The sequence below is a fragment of the Allokutzneria oryzae genome, assembly GCF_042429765.1.
In the GTDB taxonomy this organism is placed as follows: domain Bacteria; phylum Actinomycetota; class Actinomycetes; order Mycobacteriales; family Pseudonocardiaceae; genus Allokutzneria; species Allokutzneria oryzae.
In genome coordinates this window covers 225,665-241,118 of sequence record NZ_JBHLZU010000009.1, presented here as the reverse complement: position 1 = coordinate 241,118, position 15,454 = coordinate 225,665, and the positions used below count along the sequence as shown (strand labels likewise).

The window sequence follows — 15,454 nt, the reverse complement described above, 5'->3', positions numbered from 1 at the left end:
CGATGACGGTCGACGACAGTGAAGTCAGCGGTGACTTCGACGAGGGTTTCTCCGGTGACATCGCCGTCGTCGGCCTCGCCGGGCGGTTCCCCGGAGCCGAGGACGCCGGTGAGTTCTGGGAGAACATGCTCGCCGGGCGGACCGGGATCGTCCGGCACAGCCGCGAGGAGCTGATCGCGGCGGGTGTGCCGGCCGAGCACGCCGACGACCCCGCCTACGTGCCGGTCTCGGCGGGGATCGCGGGGATGGAGCTGTTCGACCCCGGTTTCTTCGGGATCGACCCCGAAGAGGCCAGGCTGATGGACCCGCAGCACCGCGTGTTCCTCGAACAGGCGTGGCGCGCGCTGGAGGACGCCGGGATCAATCCCTCCACTGTGGACGGAACGGTCGCGGTCTACGCGGGCTGCGGTCCGTCGACCTACCTGATGGTCAACCTGATGAACCACGGGGACCTGTGGGTCAAGGTCGGGCCGGAGCACCTGATCCTGTTGAACGACAAGGACACCCTGGCCGGTCGGGTCTCCTACTCGCTGGATCTCACCGGCCCCGCGGCCGCCGTGCAGGCGCACAGCGCCACCTCGCTGGTCGCGGTGTGCACCGCGTGCACCAGCCTGGCGGCGGGGGAGACCGACGTCGCGGTGGCCGGTGGCGTCTCGCTGCTGGTGCAGCCGCCCGGCTACTGGTACTCCGAGGCCAACCGGCTCAGCCCGGACGGGGTCGTGCGCCCCTTCGACGCGGGGGCCAACGGCAAGATCACCGGTGATGGCGCGGGCGCGGTGGTGTTGCGCCGCCTTGAGGACGCACTCGCCGACGGCGACCGGGTCTACGCGGTCATCCGGGGCTGGGCGGTCAACAACGACGGCTCCGACAAGGCCGGGTTCACCGCGCCGAGCGTGCAGGGACAGGCCGCGGTGATGGCCGAGGCACTCGGCGCGGCGGGCGTCGAGCCCGAGGAGGTCGACTTCGTCGAGACCAACGCCTCCGGCACGGTCTTCGGCGACGCGGCCGAGGTCGCGGCGATCCAGCAGGTCTTCTCCGGCACCGACCTGCTGCGCGTCGGCTCGGCCAAGTCCGGCATCGGCCACCTCAACCAGGCCGCGGGCATCGCCTCGCTGATCAAGACGGTTCTGGCGCTGCACAAGGAAGAGCTGCCGGGAACGCTGAACTACCGCTCGCCCAACCCGCAGCTCCAGCGCACCGGGGAGCAGTTCCTGGTCACCGCCGACACCGTGCCCTGGGAGCGCGGCGAGCGGCCCCGGCTCGCCGGGGTCAACTCCTTCGGCTTCGGCGGCACCAACGCCCACGTCGTGCTGGAGGAGGCCCCCGAGCCCGAGGACGAGCCGAACCCGCGCGAGCACACCCTCCTGGTCTGGTCGGCGCAGTCGGCCGAGGCCGCCGACGCCCTCGCCGCGCGGATCGCGGCCAGCGACGAGCCGGTCGAGGACCTGGCCTACACGCTGCAGATCGGCCGCAAGCCCTTCGAGCACCGCAGGATGGCCGTCGTCACCTCCGCCGAGGACGCCGCGAGCGCGCTGGGCCCGGACTCCGGCGCCCGGGTGCTGGCCGACGGCAACGCCGTCGACGGCCGCGAGGTCGGCTTCCTGCTGGCCGGGGTCGGCGAGCAGTACAAGGGCATGGTCGGCGACCTCTACCGCGACGAGCCGGTCTTCCGGGACGCCATCGACGAGTGCGCCGCGATCTTCCGCGAGCACCTGGGCGCCGACCCGGTCGCCGACATGGTCGCCGAGCGCGGCGCGGGCGTGTCCGACCTGGCCCGCCTGCTGGGCCGGACCGAGGAGCCCGAGGACGCCGGCTCCTCGGCGACCGAGGTGGTCCAGCCCGCCGTGTTCGCGGTGGAGTACGCGCTCGGGAAGCTGCTGCTGGACTGGGGAGTCGTGCCCAGCGTGCTCGCGGGCTACAGCGTCGGCGAGTTCGTGGCCGCGGCACTCGCGGAGAGCCTGACCCTGGCCGAGGCCGCCGGCCTGGTCGCGGTGCGCGCCAAGCTGATCTCGAAGCTGCCCGAGGGCGCGATGGCCGCCGTTCCGCTGTCCGTTGACGAGCTGACCGCGAAGATCGGCTCACCCGCCGACCTCGGCGTGGACGTGGCGGCGGTCAACGGCCCCGCCATGATCGTGCTCTCCGGCCCGACCGACAAGGTCGCCGCCGTCGCGGAGAAGCTGGCCGAGCACGCCGTCCCCAGCCGCTACCTGCGCACCACGCACGCCTTCCACTCGCGGGCGCTGCGGCCCGTCGCCGCCGACCTGACCGCGTGGGCCCGGCAGAACCTGACGCCGAGGACGCCGAAGATCCCGTACCTGTCCAACGTGACCGGTGCGCCGATCACCGAGCGCCAGCTGAAGGACCCCGGCTACTGGGCGGAGCACATGTGCCGCACGGTCCAGTTCGCCGACATGGTCTCCCACCTGTCCGCGCAGCACGCCGACGCGGCGCTGGTGGAGCTCGGCGCGGGCCAGTCGCTCGGCGCGATGTTCCGCGGCCACCCGGCGGTCCCGTCGCAGCGGTGGTCGCTGCTGACGCCGTCGCTGCCGGGGGAGTCCGACCCGCGCGCGGCCTCGGCGGTGCTCACCGAGGCGCTGGGCAAGCTCTGGCTCACCGGAGCCCACATCGACTGGTCCGCCTACCACCGCGGTCGCGGCGCGCGGAAGACCACCGCACCCGGCTACGCGTTCCAGCGCGAGCGGTACTGGATCGACCCCGTTCAAGAAGGAGACAGCTGAGATGAGTCTTGTTGGAGTGGTTGGCGCCGGCGTCATGGGCTCCGGTGTCGCCCAGACCTTCGCGCAGGCGGGGCACCAGATCGTCCTGATCGACAACGACCCGGACGCGCTCGCCAAGGCGCTCAACGCCATCGAGCTCAACGCGCGGATGAGCCGGATGATGGGCGGCCCCGCCGTCGACCACGAGCAGGTGCTGTCGCTGATCACCACGGGCACCGACCTGAGCCTGCTCGCCGAGGCGCACATCGTGATCGAGAACGTCACGGAGAACTGGGAGACCAAGAAGGCGGTCTGGCTGGAGCTGGAGGCCACCTGCAAGGCGGAGACCATCTTCGTCGCCAACACCTCGGCCATCCCGATCACCAAGCTGGCCTCGCTGACCAAGCGCCCCGCCCAGGTCGCGGGCGTGCACTTCATGAACCCGGTGCCGATGAAGCCGGCGGCCGAGCTGATCAAGGGCTACCACACCACGCCCGAGACCATCGAGACCGTGCGCGAGCTGCTCACCTCGGCGGGCAAGCGCGGCATCGACGTCAACGACGCCAGCGGTTTCGTGTCCAACCGCGTGCTGATGCTGACCGTCAACGAGGCCGCCTACCTGGTCTACGAGGGCGTCGCCAGCGCGGAGACCGTCGACGACGTCTTCCGCAGCTGCTTCGGCCACCCCATGGGCCCGCTGGAGACCGCGGACCTCATCGGCGTCGACACCATCCTCTACAGCGTCGAGGTCCTCTACGAGCACTTCGCCGACAGCAAGTACCGCCCGTGCCCGCTGCTCAAGCAGATGACCGACGCGGGCCTGCACGGCCGCAAGTCCGGCAAGGGTTTCTACACCTACTAGTACTCCCGACCCAGTACTACCAATTCGCCTAGAACAGCCGGATCACCGCTGGCAGCGGCACTGTCCGTTGGTAGTACTTGCAGCAGAACACTCTCAGGAGGGCAGGACCCATGTCCGACAACGCACGCGCAGAGCTCCGCCAGTTCATCGTCGGCAAGTTCCCGAAGATCGAGCTGACCGACGACCAGGACATCTTCGCGCTGGGCTTCGTCAACTCCCTGTTCGCCATGGAGCTGGTGATGTTCATCGAGAAGACCTTCGGCGTCCGCATCCCCAACGACGAGCTGAAGCTGGACAACTTCCGCAGCGTCGACCAGATGACCGACCTCGTCGCGCGCCAGTCGACCGCGGCGGCGAAGTAGCGGCGCCGCGAGGCGACACACGGAGGTCACTATGAGCTTCACCGGTCGGGTCGACGCTCCCACGCCCCAACGGGTCCGGGAGTTCGTCGACGCGGAGGTCGCGCCCAACGCCGAGGAGTTCGACCGCACCGAGCGGCTGCCGAGGTCGCTGCTGGACCAGGTCGGCTCGCTCGGCCTGTGGGCGCCGTTCCTGCCCGCCGAGGTCGGCGGGTCCGGCACGGACTACGTCACCGTCGGCCGGATCCACACCGAGATCGGCCGCGGCTGCTCGGGCCTGCGCAGCATGCTGACCGTGCACGGCATGGTGTCCTGGTCGGTCAACCGCTGGGGCAGCGACGAGCAGAAGAAGCGGTGGCTGCCCGAGCTCGCGACGGGAGCCACCTTCGGCGTGTTCTGCCTGTCCGAACCGGACCGCAGCGGAAGCGACTCCACGGCCGAGGGCACGGTGGCGGTGCCCGACGGCGACGGCTGGGTGCTCAACGGACGCAAGAAGTGGATCACCGGCGGCCAGGTGGCCGACCTGATGATGGTCTTCTCCCGCACCGACGCCGGGATGAGCACCTTCCTGGTGCCGCGTGAGACCCCCGGCGTCGAGGTGAAGCCCTTGTCGCGCATCATGGGCACCGCGTCGAGCATGATCGCCGAGATCACCTTCACCGATGTCAGGCTCGGTCCCGACGCCCTGCTGGGACCGCGCGGCTGGGCCGCGGGCACGGTGATGACCGGAGCGCTGGACATCGGCCGCTACAGCGTGGCCTGCGGCTCGCTGGGCATCGTCCAGGCGGCGCTGGAGGCCAGCGCCCGCTACAGCTCGCAGCGCTCGGCGGGCGGCGCGCTGCTGCGGGACCAGCCGCAGATCCGCGCCAAGATCAGCGACATGGTGACCAGCCGGGACGCCGCCGCGCTGCTGTGCGAGCGCGCCGGACGGCTCAAGGACGCCGACGACCCCGAGACGATCATGGCGACCTGGATCGCCAAGTACCACGCGTCCACCGCGGCCACCAGGGCCGCCAGCGACGCGGTGCAGATCCACGGCGCCAACGGGTGCAGCCCCGACTATCCGGCCGCCAGGCTGTACCGCGACTCCAAGATCATGGAAATCATCGAGGGCAGCACCGAGCTCCAGCAGCTGACCATCGCCGAAGTCGCCTACCGGGAGGTGGCACTGTGACGGGCAAACCCGCGCTCGGTCGCGTCAAGTGCGTCGTGTGGGACCTGGACAACACCGTGTGGGAGGGCATCCTCCTGGAGGACGGTGACGTCAAGCTGCGCGACGAGGTGGCCGAGGAGATCCGCCGCCTCGACGAGCTGGGCATCCTGCACTCGGTCGCCAGCCGCAACGACCACGACGCCGCCATGGCCAAGCTCCGTGAGTTCGGGTTGGAGGAGTACTTCCTCTACCCGCAGATCAACTGGAACGCCAAGTCCGGCAACATCGAGCAGATCGCCAAGTCCATCAACATCGGCCTCGACGCGATCGCCTTCGTCGACGACCAGCCCTTCGAGCGCGAGGAGGTCGCGCACGCCCTGCCGTCGGTGCTGACCGTCGACGCGCTCGGCGACCTCGCGACCGAGCTGCGCCGGGACGAGTTCCGGCCGAAGTTCGTCACCGACGAGTCCAAGATCCGTCGCGAGATGTACCGCGCGGCCGCGCAGCGCGACGTGATCGAGCAGGAGTACAGCGGCACCAGCGAGGAGTTCCTCGCGACGCTGGAGATGAAGTTCACCATCTCCCAGGCGCAGGAGGAGGACCTCCAGCGCGCCGAGGAGCTGACCGTCCGCACCAACCAGCTCAACTCCACCGGGCGCACCTACTCCTACGAGGAGCTGGACGCGCTGCGCACCTCCCCGGACCACCTGCTGCTGGTCGCGTCGCTGACCGACCGCTACGGCAGCTACGGCAAGATCGGCCTCGCCCTGGTCGAGCGCGGCGAGCCCGCGTGGCACCTGCGGATGATGCTGATGTCCTGCCGGGTGATGTCCCGCGGGGTGGGGACGGTCCTGCTGAACCACATCATGGGCCTGGCCAAGGCCGACGGCGCCAAGCTGCGCGCGGAGTTCGTGGAGACCGGCCGCAACCGGATGATGTACGTGACCTACGCCTTCGCCGGGTTCACCGAGGTGGAGCGGGACGGATCACATCTGGTGTTTGAATCCGACCTCGCCCAGATCCAGCCCCCACCTGCTTATCTGGTAGTCGAGACGGACTGAGAGCGCCGTCGCCGTACCGCGCCGACAAGCACTTGCCCCGGGGCGCGGTCCGGCGACCGGCACCGACACGAGGAGCACACGCATGACGGCACCGAACCGACCGAACGCGCCGCGGTGGCTGCCGCTCGGTGCCGCCCCCACCACGCAGCGCAGGGTCTTCTGCTTCCCGCACGCCGGGGCCAGCGCTGCGGTCTACGCCCCGTGGCGGGGCATCGCGGGCGACCGGCTGGCGATCTGCCCGGTGCAGCCGCCGGGCCGCGCCGAGCGCTTCCGCGAGAAGGCGTTCACCTCGGTGGACGCCCTGGTCGACGAGCTGGTCGCGGACATCGGTGATCAGTTCACCGGCGACTACGCCTTCTTCGGCCACTCGATGGGCGCGCTGGTGGCCTTCGAGGTGACCCGCAAGCTGCGCGCGATCGGCGCCCAGCCGCCCAAGCACCTGTTCGTCTCCGGCCGCGCCGCCCCGCAGCTGCCGGACACCCGCAAGCAGCTGCGCGCCCTGCCGACACCGCAGCTGATCGCGGAGCTGAAGGTGCTCGGCGGCATGCCGGACGCGGTGATCAACGAGCCGGAGCTGCTGGAGCTGTTCGTCCCGCTGTTCCGCGCCGACCTCACCGTGAACGAGGCGTACGCCCACCGCGCCGAGGACCCGCTGCCGATCCCGCTGACCGCCTTCGGCGGCCACGGCGACCCGCGCGCCGACGACGACGAGCTCAAGGCGTGGGGCGAGCTGACCGCGGACCGCTTCGCGCTGCACACCTACCCCGGCGGCCACTTCTACCTGGAGAAGAAGGCGGGCGAGCTGATCGACATCTTCGCCGCCGAACTCGCCGGATGACACCGTGGACGTCTGGCTGACACGTCTCGACCGGCCTGTCCCAGGCGCGTCGGAGGTGTTGTCGGACAAGGAAACTCGACGCGCCGACGGTTACTCCTACCCGGAGGACCGTCGGCGCTTCGTCATCGCCCGCGCCATGCTGCGCTCGGTCCTGGCGGACCACCTCGGCGTCGCCCCGGCGGAGGTGGAGATCACCCGCGACGAGTCGGGACGCCCCCGGGTGGACGGCGGCCCGGACTTCAACCTCTCGCACTCCGGAGAGCTCGCCGCGCTGGTGGTCTCCGGGGATCGCCGGGTCGGTGCGGACGTCGAGCGGCATCGCGAGCTGGACTACCTGGGCATGGCGGAGCGGGTGTTCCTGCCGGGCGAGCACGCGCTGATCGCGGCCCTGCCCGAAGCCGAACGGTCGGTGGCGTTCTTCCGCTACTGGACCTGCAAGGAGGCTTGCGTGAAGGTGCTCGGCGAGGGCCTGAGCGCGCTTCCCGGGCCGGAGCTGGTCTTCGACACCGCTGGTGCGGCGCTGATGCGCGACGGTGAGAGGTGGTCGGTGGGCGAGCTCGTGTTGCCGGAAGGGTATTCGGGTGCGGTGGTATCGCCGGGGCGGCCGTTCCGCGTGGTTCAGCGGAACTGGTCCGGGTGACCCGTTTCGTCCCGCGCCCCTTTTCTTGTTGAGAGTACGAAACGGGATTCTCTGGCCCAGTTGTCGCACTACGCCACGGCGCGTCACCGCTAGGTCGCGTCCTGCAAGTGGCAACACCACCTCACCACCCCCGGCGCCCTCACCCCCTGGCGCCCCCACCCCCGCGCCCTCCTCTTTTCGCGTTTTGTCACCTTGATGCGATTTGGGAGCGCTCTTTTGCGCAATTAGGTGACAAAACGCGAAAACCCTGACCACGCCAGCCAGCCAGCGCACGGGGGCACGTGGGTGGTGCCGCCTCGGGGCGTCGGGACGACTTGCAGGACAGGTACTAGGACGGAATCCGGATCCGATCCCAGCCCGAGAACTGTTCGGTGACCGTTGTGATGGCGGGCGACGCGATGCTGGGCACCGTGACCGGGGTGAGCGGCTTGCCCAGCGCGGCGGTCACGTGCTGGTGGTGCAGCTCGCGCAGCTCAGCGCCGTAGTCGCCGTGCTCCGCCGCGGCCAGCTCGTCCAGCCACGAGGCGGCGCGGCGGTGCTTCTCGGCCCGCGCGACGCGGGGCAGCTGGGCGTAGGCGGTCTCGCGGACCAGCACCTGGCAGAACACGTAGGCCTGCTCGCCGCCGATCCCGCCGTTGCGCACCCTCCGCAGCACGTCGCGGCGTTCCAGCTGCTCAAGGCACTGCGCGACGCTCTCGACATCGTCGTAGCCGCCGATCGCGGCGACCGCCGTCGCGGTCACCGTCTCGCCGAAGACCGCGGCGTCCTGGAGCACGGCCTTCTCCGCGGTGGAGAGCGTGTCCAGCCGCGCGGCCACCACGCCGCGCACCTGGTTCGGCGGCAGCAGGTCGTCACGGGAGCGGCCGACGCGGATCATCCTGGCGTACTCGATCGCGAACAGCGGGTTCCCGCCGACCCTGGCGACCAGGGCCTGGCGCCGCTGCGGCGACCAGCCGTCGTGCGCGCCACCCGCGTCGAGCATCGAGTCCAGCAGCTCACCGACGGCGTCGTCGGAAAGCGGGTCCAAGGTCATCGTGGTGACGTTGCGAGCACCGCCGTGCCAGCCCTGCCGCTGCTCCAGCAGCTCCGGCCGCGCGGTCGCGACGACCAGCAGCGGCACCGGCCCGACCCCGTCGGACAGGCCCGCGACGAACTCCAGCAGCTCGTCGTCGGCGCGGTGCAGGTCCTCGATCACGGTGGCCAGCGGGCCGTCCGCGGCCAGCTCCTCCAGCAGCCTGCGCAGCGCGGAGAAGGTCTCCTCGCTGTCGACCAGGTGCCACGGCCTGGTGGGGAAGCCGGTCAGCGGCAGCAGGCCGGACACCATGCGTTCGCCCGCCTCGCCGGTACCGACGAGGCGGTGCGCCAGGCGCGTCAGCTTCGTCTCGGCGACCGTGGCGGAGTCGCTGTGCGCGATGCCGACGCACGCGCGGGCCAGCTCGGTCAGGGTGCGCGAGGTGATGTCGTCGCCGAAGTGCGGCACCCGTGCGGTGATCACTCGCGCGTCGCCGCCCGCGGAGTCCGTGGCGTCGGAGAACTCGCTGACCAGCCGCGTCTTGCCGATGCCTGCCTCGCCGAGCACGGTCAGCAGCTGCGGCCGCTGCCGCCGCCGGACCTGGCCGAACGTGGCGCGCAGCAGGTCCATGTCCCGCTCGCGGTCCAGGAACGGCACGGAGTTGTGCCTGCCGACGCCGACGACGGGCTTCTCGCGGACCGCCTCCGCCTTCCACACCGCGGGCACCTCGGACGTGGTGGAGTAGACGATCAGCGGGGCGCTGGCCTGGCGAGTGGTGTCGCAGACCCACACCGGCCCGCAGCGGACCACGGTCGTCATCAGCACGCAGCTGTCCACGACGGCGCCCGCGACCATCGGCGTGGACTCGCCGGGCTGGAACTTCGCGAGCACCTCGCCGGTGGCGATGGCGATCCGCAGCTCGCCCCCGGTCGGCGACGTCGGGTCCTGCCCGACCAGCCGGTCGCGGATGGTCAGCGCGGCGCGCACGGCCCGCGCGGCGTCGTCCTCGCGGGCGCGCGGCACGCCGAACACCGCGAGCAGCACGGAGGCGACCGCGCCGATCACGGTGCCGCCCGCGCGCTCGACCTCGGCGCGCACGGCCACGCTGATGTCCAGGAAGGTCTGGTCGACGTCCTCGGGGTCCTTGCCCGTCGGCTGGCGCGGGGCGATCGCGACCACGCTGACCAGCTTGCGCTCGGCCGCAGGCTCCACGACCAGCCCGGAGCGCGGCTCCGGCCGCTCCTGCCGCAGGGTGACCACGGTGGGCCGGTCGATCTGCTCACCGGTCGGGCAGGACACCAGCACCCGCGGCGGCGCGATCTGCCGTGCGACGGCGGGTTCGGGCGGCAGCAGCGGCGTCACCGACGCGTTCGACGGCAGCTGGAGCGCGGCGTCGTGGTCCAGGATCGCCCGCTCCAGCTCCTGCAGCTCCCGGCCGGGTTCCAGGCCGAGCCCGTCCACCAGCGCGGTCCGGGTGCGGCGGTAGACCTGCAACGCGTCCACGTGCCTGCCGCAGCGGTAGAGCGCGGTCATCAGCTGCCTGCACAGGCGCTCGCGGTGCGGCTCGGCCTCGAACAACGGCTCCAGCTCACCCAGCACGTCCGGGTGCCGCCCGCGTGCGAGCTCGACGTCGAAGTAGTCCTCCATGACGGAGACCCGCATGTCGTGCAGCTTGGTCAGCTCCGGCCAGTGCACGCCGGTCTCGACCAGGTCGGCGAGCACGGGACCGCGCCACAGCGCGAGCGCCTCGCGCAGCGCCTGCGCGGCCTGGTCGCTGCGACCCTCGGTCAACGCGACGCGTCCGGCCTGGGCCAGCGCCTCGAACCGGGAGAGGTCGATCCGGTCGGGCTCGACGCGCAGCACGTAACCGGGCGCGTGGGTGAGCAGCATCGGGGAGTGCGACGGGTCGGAGTTGGACGCCAGCACCGTGCGCAGCCCGGAGACCGCGTTCTGCACCATCTTGCGCGCGGTGGACGGCACGTCGTCGGGCCACAGGGCCTTGAGCAGCCTGCTGGTCGCCACCACCTCGTTGGCGTGCAGCAGCAGGTAACCGAGGACCGCGCGCTGCTTGGTGCCCTTGAGGGGCGCCACCGCACCGCGGTCGACCACTTCGAGTGAACCCAACACACTGAATTGCATCGCGACTACCTCAGTTCAAGGCCAGGTATTCCACGTGACCGACCGACCGGAGGGTGGATAGTTCGGCCTGACCCCAGAGTTGCCCGACCGGGCCGGGGTCGCAACGGAACGCCGCGAATCTTGAACTTTGTACCCGAATCTCGCTCAGTTACGTTCGGCTCTTGACAGCAGGGGAAGTCTCCGATATCCGGATGCGCTCTTTCGAATGCCGATGTCCAGGGAACGTTAAATTGTTCTGTCCACCATTGATCTGGGCGGCTGTCGCGCGAGCGGTGTACTCCTCGCCGCCGTGACCTGGGCCGAGTGCGCCCGGCGTCCATTGAAGGATGGACAACTCTCCCACTGGACAAGCCAAGGCGCACCCAGCGATAACCTGCCGGTTACCGCTTCGTTCCCCGGCTCAACGCGACCACCGGGATCGTCCGCCCGGCGCGCTGCGCGAACTCCCCGAACGCGGGTTCGGCGGCCACCTGGCGCGCGTAGAGCTCGTCCCGTTCGGTCCCCTCGGTGAAGGTCACGACGGCCTCGAACCGCTCCTGCCCGACCTCCACGGTGGCCTGCCGGTTCGCCACCAGGTTGTGGTACCAGGCGGGATGCCGGGCGTCCCCACCGTTGGACGCGAAGACCACGAACCGCTCCCCGTCGCGCAGGTAGAGCACGGGAGACGTCCGCTGCTGACCACTGCGCGCGCCCACGGTCGTCAGCAGCAACAGCGGAGCGTCGGCGTACGTGCCGCTCATGACACCGTTGTTGGCCCGGAACTCGTCAATGACCTGCTGGTTGTAGCTGCGGCTGTCCGTCATGCCAGCAACAACGCGGCGGCATCCGAGGCATTCCCGCCCCCGCGCCGTGACCGACCGGCCGTGGGGCGTGACACGCCGCCGCCCTGCGCTCGATCCGAGCGGCCAGACCGGACGGCACCCCGATCTCGTGTCGCCGGCGGATCGTTCTCCTCTGTCGCTGTCGGCGATCCCGACGTCTCGTACGAGCGGCGTCGCGCACGGGGTGGTCGTGCGATTTTTCGCCTTGGAACGAGAGCCGGGTGACCAGCGTGAACGCTGATCACCCGGGCTTCTCGCCGTCAGCGGCTAGACCGCGCACCTCACTTCGATCCAGTCGGTGGCGTTCTTGTTGTCGAAGTTGTCGAAATCGTTCCCTCGCAACGTGGCGAGGGTCGGAACACTGCTCTCGCCGGGGCGCCCGTAATTCCACCCCCTGAGCAGTGCCCGGTCGGTCATGAAGAAGGAGTTGGCCCTGTCCCACCAGCCGCTCGGCAGGTCGTAGCTGTCACAGCGACGGATGACGTACCGGTCACCGGCACCCAGGTCGCCGTCGTACAAGCAGCCGAGCGCGTCATGAGGGCAGTCGATCGGATCGGCCTGCGCCCCTGTGCCCACCGCGGTCATGCTCGCGATCGTGAATGCCGCTACAGCAGCGACTCGCAGCACGTGACGAATCATCTCACTCCCCGCGTGTTTCTGGTTACCCCTGTCCTGGCTTCATCTACTATCAAGGCTGATTTCATGACAATCACATAGTTTCAGTCTTATTTGAATTCGCGAGTGTCGTCGCAACTGTCCGGCGCGTTCTGTCAACGTTTGTTCACCGGTCCGGGGAACGTGAATGCAAGAACGTCTCAGGATGGCGATCTCGACAGGGCGGGGCGGGCAGCACGGCGCCCGCGAGATCGACCTGGCGCTCGCCGTGGCAGGGGTGGAGTTTGGTGCGCTGGTGGCACACTTGCCGACAAGCAGCAGATGCCACTGCATCGCCGTCGAAAGTAGCGACCGTGAATCACGCCGCGAATGCGAAAGTGGTGTTCTCGAACCAAGTCGCTTTGACTGAGGTCGCGCTTTCTGATGAGGTGTCGCCATCGAAGGCGGCCTTTCGAGGCTTGGTGCACGGGTCCCAGGGGCGCGGCCGCGGATAAGAGAGTGATTACCGGCGGTCAAAGGTGGCGAGTTGCACCGAAGGCGGGAACGTGCCTGTTGTGCCTCATCGAACCTGATCCCAGGGGAACCGCTGCGCGCGTTAGTTCGCGGTGGACTTCGCCGGCGGCAAGCTCGGCGCCACGCAACAACGGTCGACCATCTTCATGGACCGCGGGCATAGGATCGGCGGCATGGCGACGAGGCTTGTGCAGATTCACCTGAAAGCCGGGGACGAGTCCGCGGTCGGCCGGTTCTGGGCGCAGGCACTCGGCTGGGGTATGTCCAGCGAGGAGCCCGGCGTGGCCAACCTCGAACCCGAGGGCTTCGTCTATCCAGATCCCGCCGCCGTCTGCATCGACGTCGTCCGCGACCCGAACCCCAAAACGGTGAAGAACCGCGTGCACGTCGACCTCGCCACCACCTCCGCGGCCCATCAGGCGGACCTGGTCGCGTGTCTGAAGGGTCTCGGCGCGACACCCGTCGAAGTGGGCCAGGGCGACGTCCCGTGGACCGTCCTCGCCGACCCGGAGGGCAACGAGTTCTGCGTGTTGGAGCCTCGATCGGTCTACCGGGACACCGGTCCGATCGCCGCCGTGGTGGTCGACTGCGCCGATCCGCGGGTCATGGCCCGGTTCTGGGGCGAGGCGATGGACTGGACCCTGCACGAGGTGACCGACGACCAGGCGGTGCTGCGCTCGGCCAAGGGCGTCGGGCCGTATCTGGAGTTCCTCCGCACGCCCGACGTGAAGACCGTGTTGAACCGCGTCCATCTCGACCTGCGGCCGTACCCCGGTGACGACCAGGCAGCGGAGGTGGCCCGGCTGCGGGCTCTCGGCGCCACCGACATCGACGTCGGCCAGGGCGACGTCCCGTGGACGGTCCTCGCTGACCCGGAGGGCAACGAGTTCTGCGTCCTCACCCCGCTCTGACGCCCCCGTTCAGCCCCTGGTGAGAGATCGGTCGTGGCACTGGTCAACCCGGTGAGGCAGGGGCCGGACAGCTGAGACGTGGGGCCACCTTCACCAAGACAGGGCAAGCGGAAGTGCTTGTGCGCCAACGGGTTTGCAGGCTCTTCGCAATCGAGGGCCTGACGGTTCGAGGTGCTGGTCACGAGACGCGAGCATCGTAGGTCGCGTGGTGTGTGATGACTTCGTCCATGTGGCTCTGCGTCCACGATCTGAGGCCGCGGGTCATGTCATGGAGAGAGGCCGAGGTCGGTCATCTTGTAGGAGACGGTGACGGGGAGGTTGGCGTCACGGTGCGGGTGATCACGCCATCACGTTCCAGCGACCGCAATGTCTGGGTCAACATCTTCTGGCTGACTCCCGCCAACAGGCGCGAAATCTCGGAGTAGCGCATCGCCCGCCGCACCAGGCTGGCCGGAGGCGTTGGCGCGACGCCGTGGAGGCCGTCGCGGACCGCCTGGGCCGAGGCGGGTGTCCAATGGTGGAAGGACGCCCTCGCCCCGGCCACGGCCGCGAGCGCCGCCCCGGCGAAGGGCAGCACGGCCGCGCCGGCCTCGGTCCGCCCCGACCGGTTCAGCAGCTGCTCACTCAGCTCTGCTTCAGCCGCCGGATCTGGGCGCTCACCCCGGCTGGGCCACGTGCGCACGCGCGGCGGCCCTGGTGAAGTTCGCTTCCTCGGCGACGGCGACGAAGTACCCCAGCTGGCGCGGCACCATGCCGGAATTATCGGCCGGGACGGACGGGAGTTGTTCAGCCGACGGCGCAGCCGAAGCCGATGACCTCGGCATGCATGGCCTCGTAGAAGCCGTCAATCAGCGGCAGCTGCGACGCTTCGTGGTCCTGGTGCGCGGGAGAACAGAAGTAGCCGTCCTTGATGTTGTTGTGCAGCTTCAGATAGACGGACCTGCCATCGTGTGAACAGTGCTTGTAGTGCGCGGCGTTGGGCCATCCCCTGTCCCTGGCGACGTAGGACGGGGTGAACCCGCAGTCCAGGTTCTGGCGCTGCTGCACCAGCTCTCCGGTCGCGGCAGCGGCCTGGCCAGGCAGGACGAGGGCGGTGGAGGCGGCGAGGGCCGCGGCAGCCGCGAGCACGGCGTTCAGGCGCACCGAAATCATCTTCATCTCCCAACCGAGACAATGTGACGGCGAAGACAGTGGACTGATCGGTGACGTGGCCGCAACTCAACGGAAACTCAAGAAATCGCGAAAGATCGTTCAGGAAACCCGTGATCCAGCAGGTCGGGACACCTGGTCCGACTTCGCGAGATCAGCAGAACGAAAATCCGTTTCACTGCTGGATGAAATGCGGCGACAGTGGGTGAGCCCATCCGCATTCTGTGCGAATGCGACTGTTTGCAGTTGTCCTCGCCTGCGCGCTCCTCGGTGTGACTCCGGCGGCGAGCGCCGCGCCCGCCGCCTACGACTGCCCCGACAACGCGGTCGCCTGCCTCTACGACGGCGCTGACGGCACCGGCGCCAGCTACGCGATCTACCGGTGCGACCAGCGAGTGGACCTGTCTCGGGACTGGTGGGACAGAGTCGACTCCGCCCGCAACATGAAGGCCGGGAACATCACGCTCTGGTCCTACTACGCGAACGGCGGCGGGCGAACGGAACTGGTGCTTCGAGCCGCACGCGGTCAGTACATCAACGCGTATGCCGCGAACATGGCCGACGTGATCGACTGCCGCTCATGACTGACGCTTCTCCTGGCCGGACAAACTAGATCTTGGATTTCTGGTCGTGTGGCTCGTGGGCTGGGGTGCATGGGGATCAC

Annotated in this window: 14 protein-coding genes and 1 pseudogene; 9 read left to right on the top strand and 6 right to left on the bottom strand. The window is 69.5% G+C overall.

Annotated elements, in window-relative coordinates; genetic code table 11:
* The first annotated feature begins 2 nt into the window (after window positions 1–2).
* The 7 genes from ACFFQA_RS10835 to ACFFQA_RS10805 all read left to right on the top strand — a co-directional run bounded on the left by ACFFQA_RS10835 (window position 3) and on the right by ACFFQA_RS10805 (window position 7,630).
* Entirely contained in the window at window positions 3–2,738 is a 2,736-nt protein-coding gene (locus tag ACFFQA_RS10835; protein ID WP_377851626.1) for a type I polyketide synthase, read from the top strand.
* 1 nt (window position 2,739) lies between these two features.
* Window positions 2,740–3,579 (top strand): 3-hydroxyacyl-CoA dehydrogenase family protein, encoded by an 840-nt coding sequence (locus ACFFQA_RS10830; RefSeq protein ID WP_377851625.1) that lies wholly within the window; start codon window positions 2,740–2,742, stop codon window positions 3,577–3,579.
* A gap of 110 nt (window positions 3,580–3,689) precedes the next feature.
* A complete protein-coding gene (locus ACFFQA_RS10825) occupies window positions 3,690–3,941 on the top strand; it encodes an acyl carrier protein (RefSeq protein WP_377851624.1) in 252 nt (83 codons plus the stop codon).
* A gap of 31 nt (window positions 3,942–3,972) precedes the next feature.
* On the top strand, window positions 3,973–5,112 hold the full coding sequence (locus tag ACFFQA_RS10820; protein ID WP_377851623.1) for an acyl-CoA dehydrogenase family protein: 1,140 nt from the start codon (window positions 3,973–3,975) through the stop codon (window positions 5,110–5,112).
* Complete coding sequence (locus tag ACFFQA_RS10815; protein WP_377851622.1) at window positions 5,109–6,152, top strand: HAD-IIIC family phosphatase; 1,044 nt, start codon at window positions 5,109–5,111, stop codon at window positions 6,150–6,152. The genes ACFFQA_RS10820 and ACFFQA_RS10815 overlap by 4 nt, the downstream gene beginning before the upstream one ends.
* An 82-nt stretch (window positions 6,153–6,234) precedes the next feature.
* Complete coding sequence (locus tag ACFFQA_RS10810; RefSeq protein WP_377851621.1) at window positions 6,235–6,990, top strand: thioesterase II family protein; 756 nt, start codon at window positions 6,235–6,237, stop codon at window positions 6,988–6,990.
* A 58-nt stretch (window positions 6,991–7,048) separates the two neighbouring features.
* Window positions 7,049–7,630 (top strand): 4'-phosphopantetheinyl transferase family protein, encoded by a 582-nt coding sequence (locus ACFFQA_RS10805; protein ID WP_377851620.1) that lies wholly within the window; start codon window positions 7,049–7,051, stop codon window positions 7,628–7,630.
* A 328-nt stretch (window positions 7,631–7,958) separates the two neighbouring features.
* Here the strand turns inward: ACFFQA_RS10805 and ACFFQA_RS10800 are convergent, their stop codons facing one another.
* The 3 genes from ACFFQA_RS10800 to ACFFQA_RS10790 all read right to left on the bottom strand — a co-directional run bounded on the left by ACFFQA_RS10800 (window position 7,959) and on the right by ACFFQA_RS10790 (window position 12,187).
* Window positions 7,959–10,781: an ATP-binding protein gene (locus ACFFQA_RS10800; protein ID WP_377851619.1), complete on the bottom strand. Its 2,823-nt coding sequence runs from the start codon at window positions 10,779–10,781 to the stop codon at window positions 7,959–7,961.
* A 380-nt stretch (window positions 10,782–11,161) separates the two neighbouring features.
* A complete protein-coding gene (locus tag ACFFQA_RS10795) occupies window positions 11,162–11,584 on the bottom strand; it encodes a nitroreductase/quinone reductase family protein (protein WP_377851617.1) in 423 nt (140 codons plus the stop codon).
* A gap of 285 nt (window positions 11,585–11,869) precedes the next feature.
* On the bottom strand, window positions 11,870–12,187 hold the full coding sequence (locus ACFFQA_RS10790; protein WP_377851616.1) for a hypothetical protein: 318 nt from the start codon (window positions 12,185–12,187) through the stop codon (window positions 11,870–11,872).
* A 716-nt stretch (window positions 12,188–12,903) separates the two neighbouring features.
* On the opposite strand from ACFFQA_RS10790, the gene ACFFQA_RS10785 reads away from it, so the two are divergent.
* Complete coding sequence (locus ACFFQA_RS10785) at window positions 12,904–13,641, top strand: VOC family protein (protein ID WP_377851615.1); 738 nt, start codon at window positions 12,904–12,906, stop codon at window positions 13,639–13,641.
* A gap of 289 nt (window positions 13,642–13,930) precedes the next feature.
* On the opposite strand, the gene ACFFQA_RS10780 is transcribed toward ACFFQA_RS10785, so the two are convergent.
* From ACFFQA_RS10780 to ACFFQA_RS10770, 3 genes and pseudogenes are all read right to left on the bottom strand, one after another.
* Entirely contained in the window at window positions 13,931–14,083 is a 153-nt protein-coding gene (locus tag ACFFQA_RS10780) for a winged helix-turn-helix transcriptional regulator (RefSeq protein WP_377851697.1), read from the bottom strand.
* Between the two features lie 86 nt (window positions 14,084–14,169).
* Window positions 14,170–14,393 (bottom strand): annotated as a pseudogene (locus tag ACFFQA_RS10775) (LysR family transcriptional regulator); the annotation flags it as partial.
* Window positions 14,394–14,427: 34 nt separating this feature from the next.
* On the bottom strand, window positions 14,428–14,793 hold the full coding sequence (locus ACFFQA_RS10770; protein WP_377851614.1) for a hypothetical protein: 366 nt from the start codon (window positions 14,791–14,793) through the stop codon (window positions 14,428–14,430).
* A 227-nt stretch (window positions 14,794–15,020) separates the two neighbouring features.
* On the opposite strand from ACFFQA_RS10770, the gene ACFFQA_RS10765 reads away from it, so the two are divergent.
* Window positions 15,021–15,374, top strand: coding sequence for a peptidase inhibitor family I36 protein (locus tag ACFFQA_RS10765; protein WP_377851613.1), 354 nt, complete (start codon window positions 15,021–15,023; stop codon window positions 15,372–15,374).
* Window positions 15,375–15,454 lie beyond the last annotated feature (80 nt).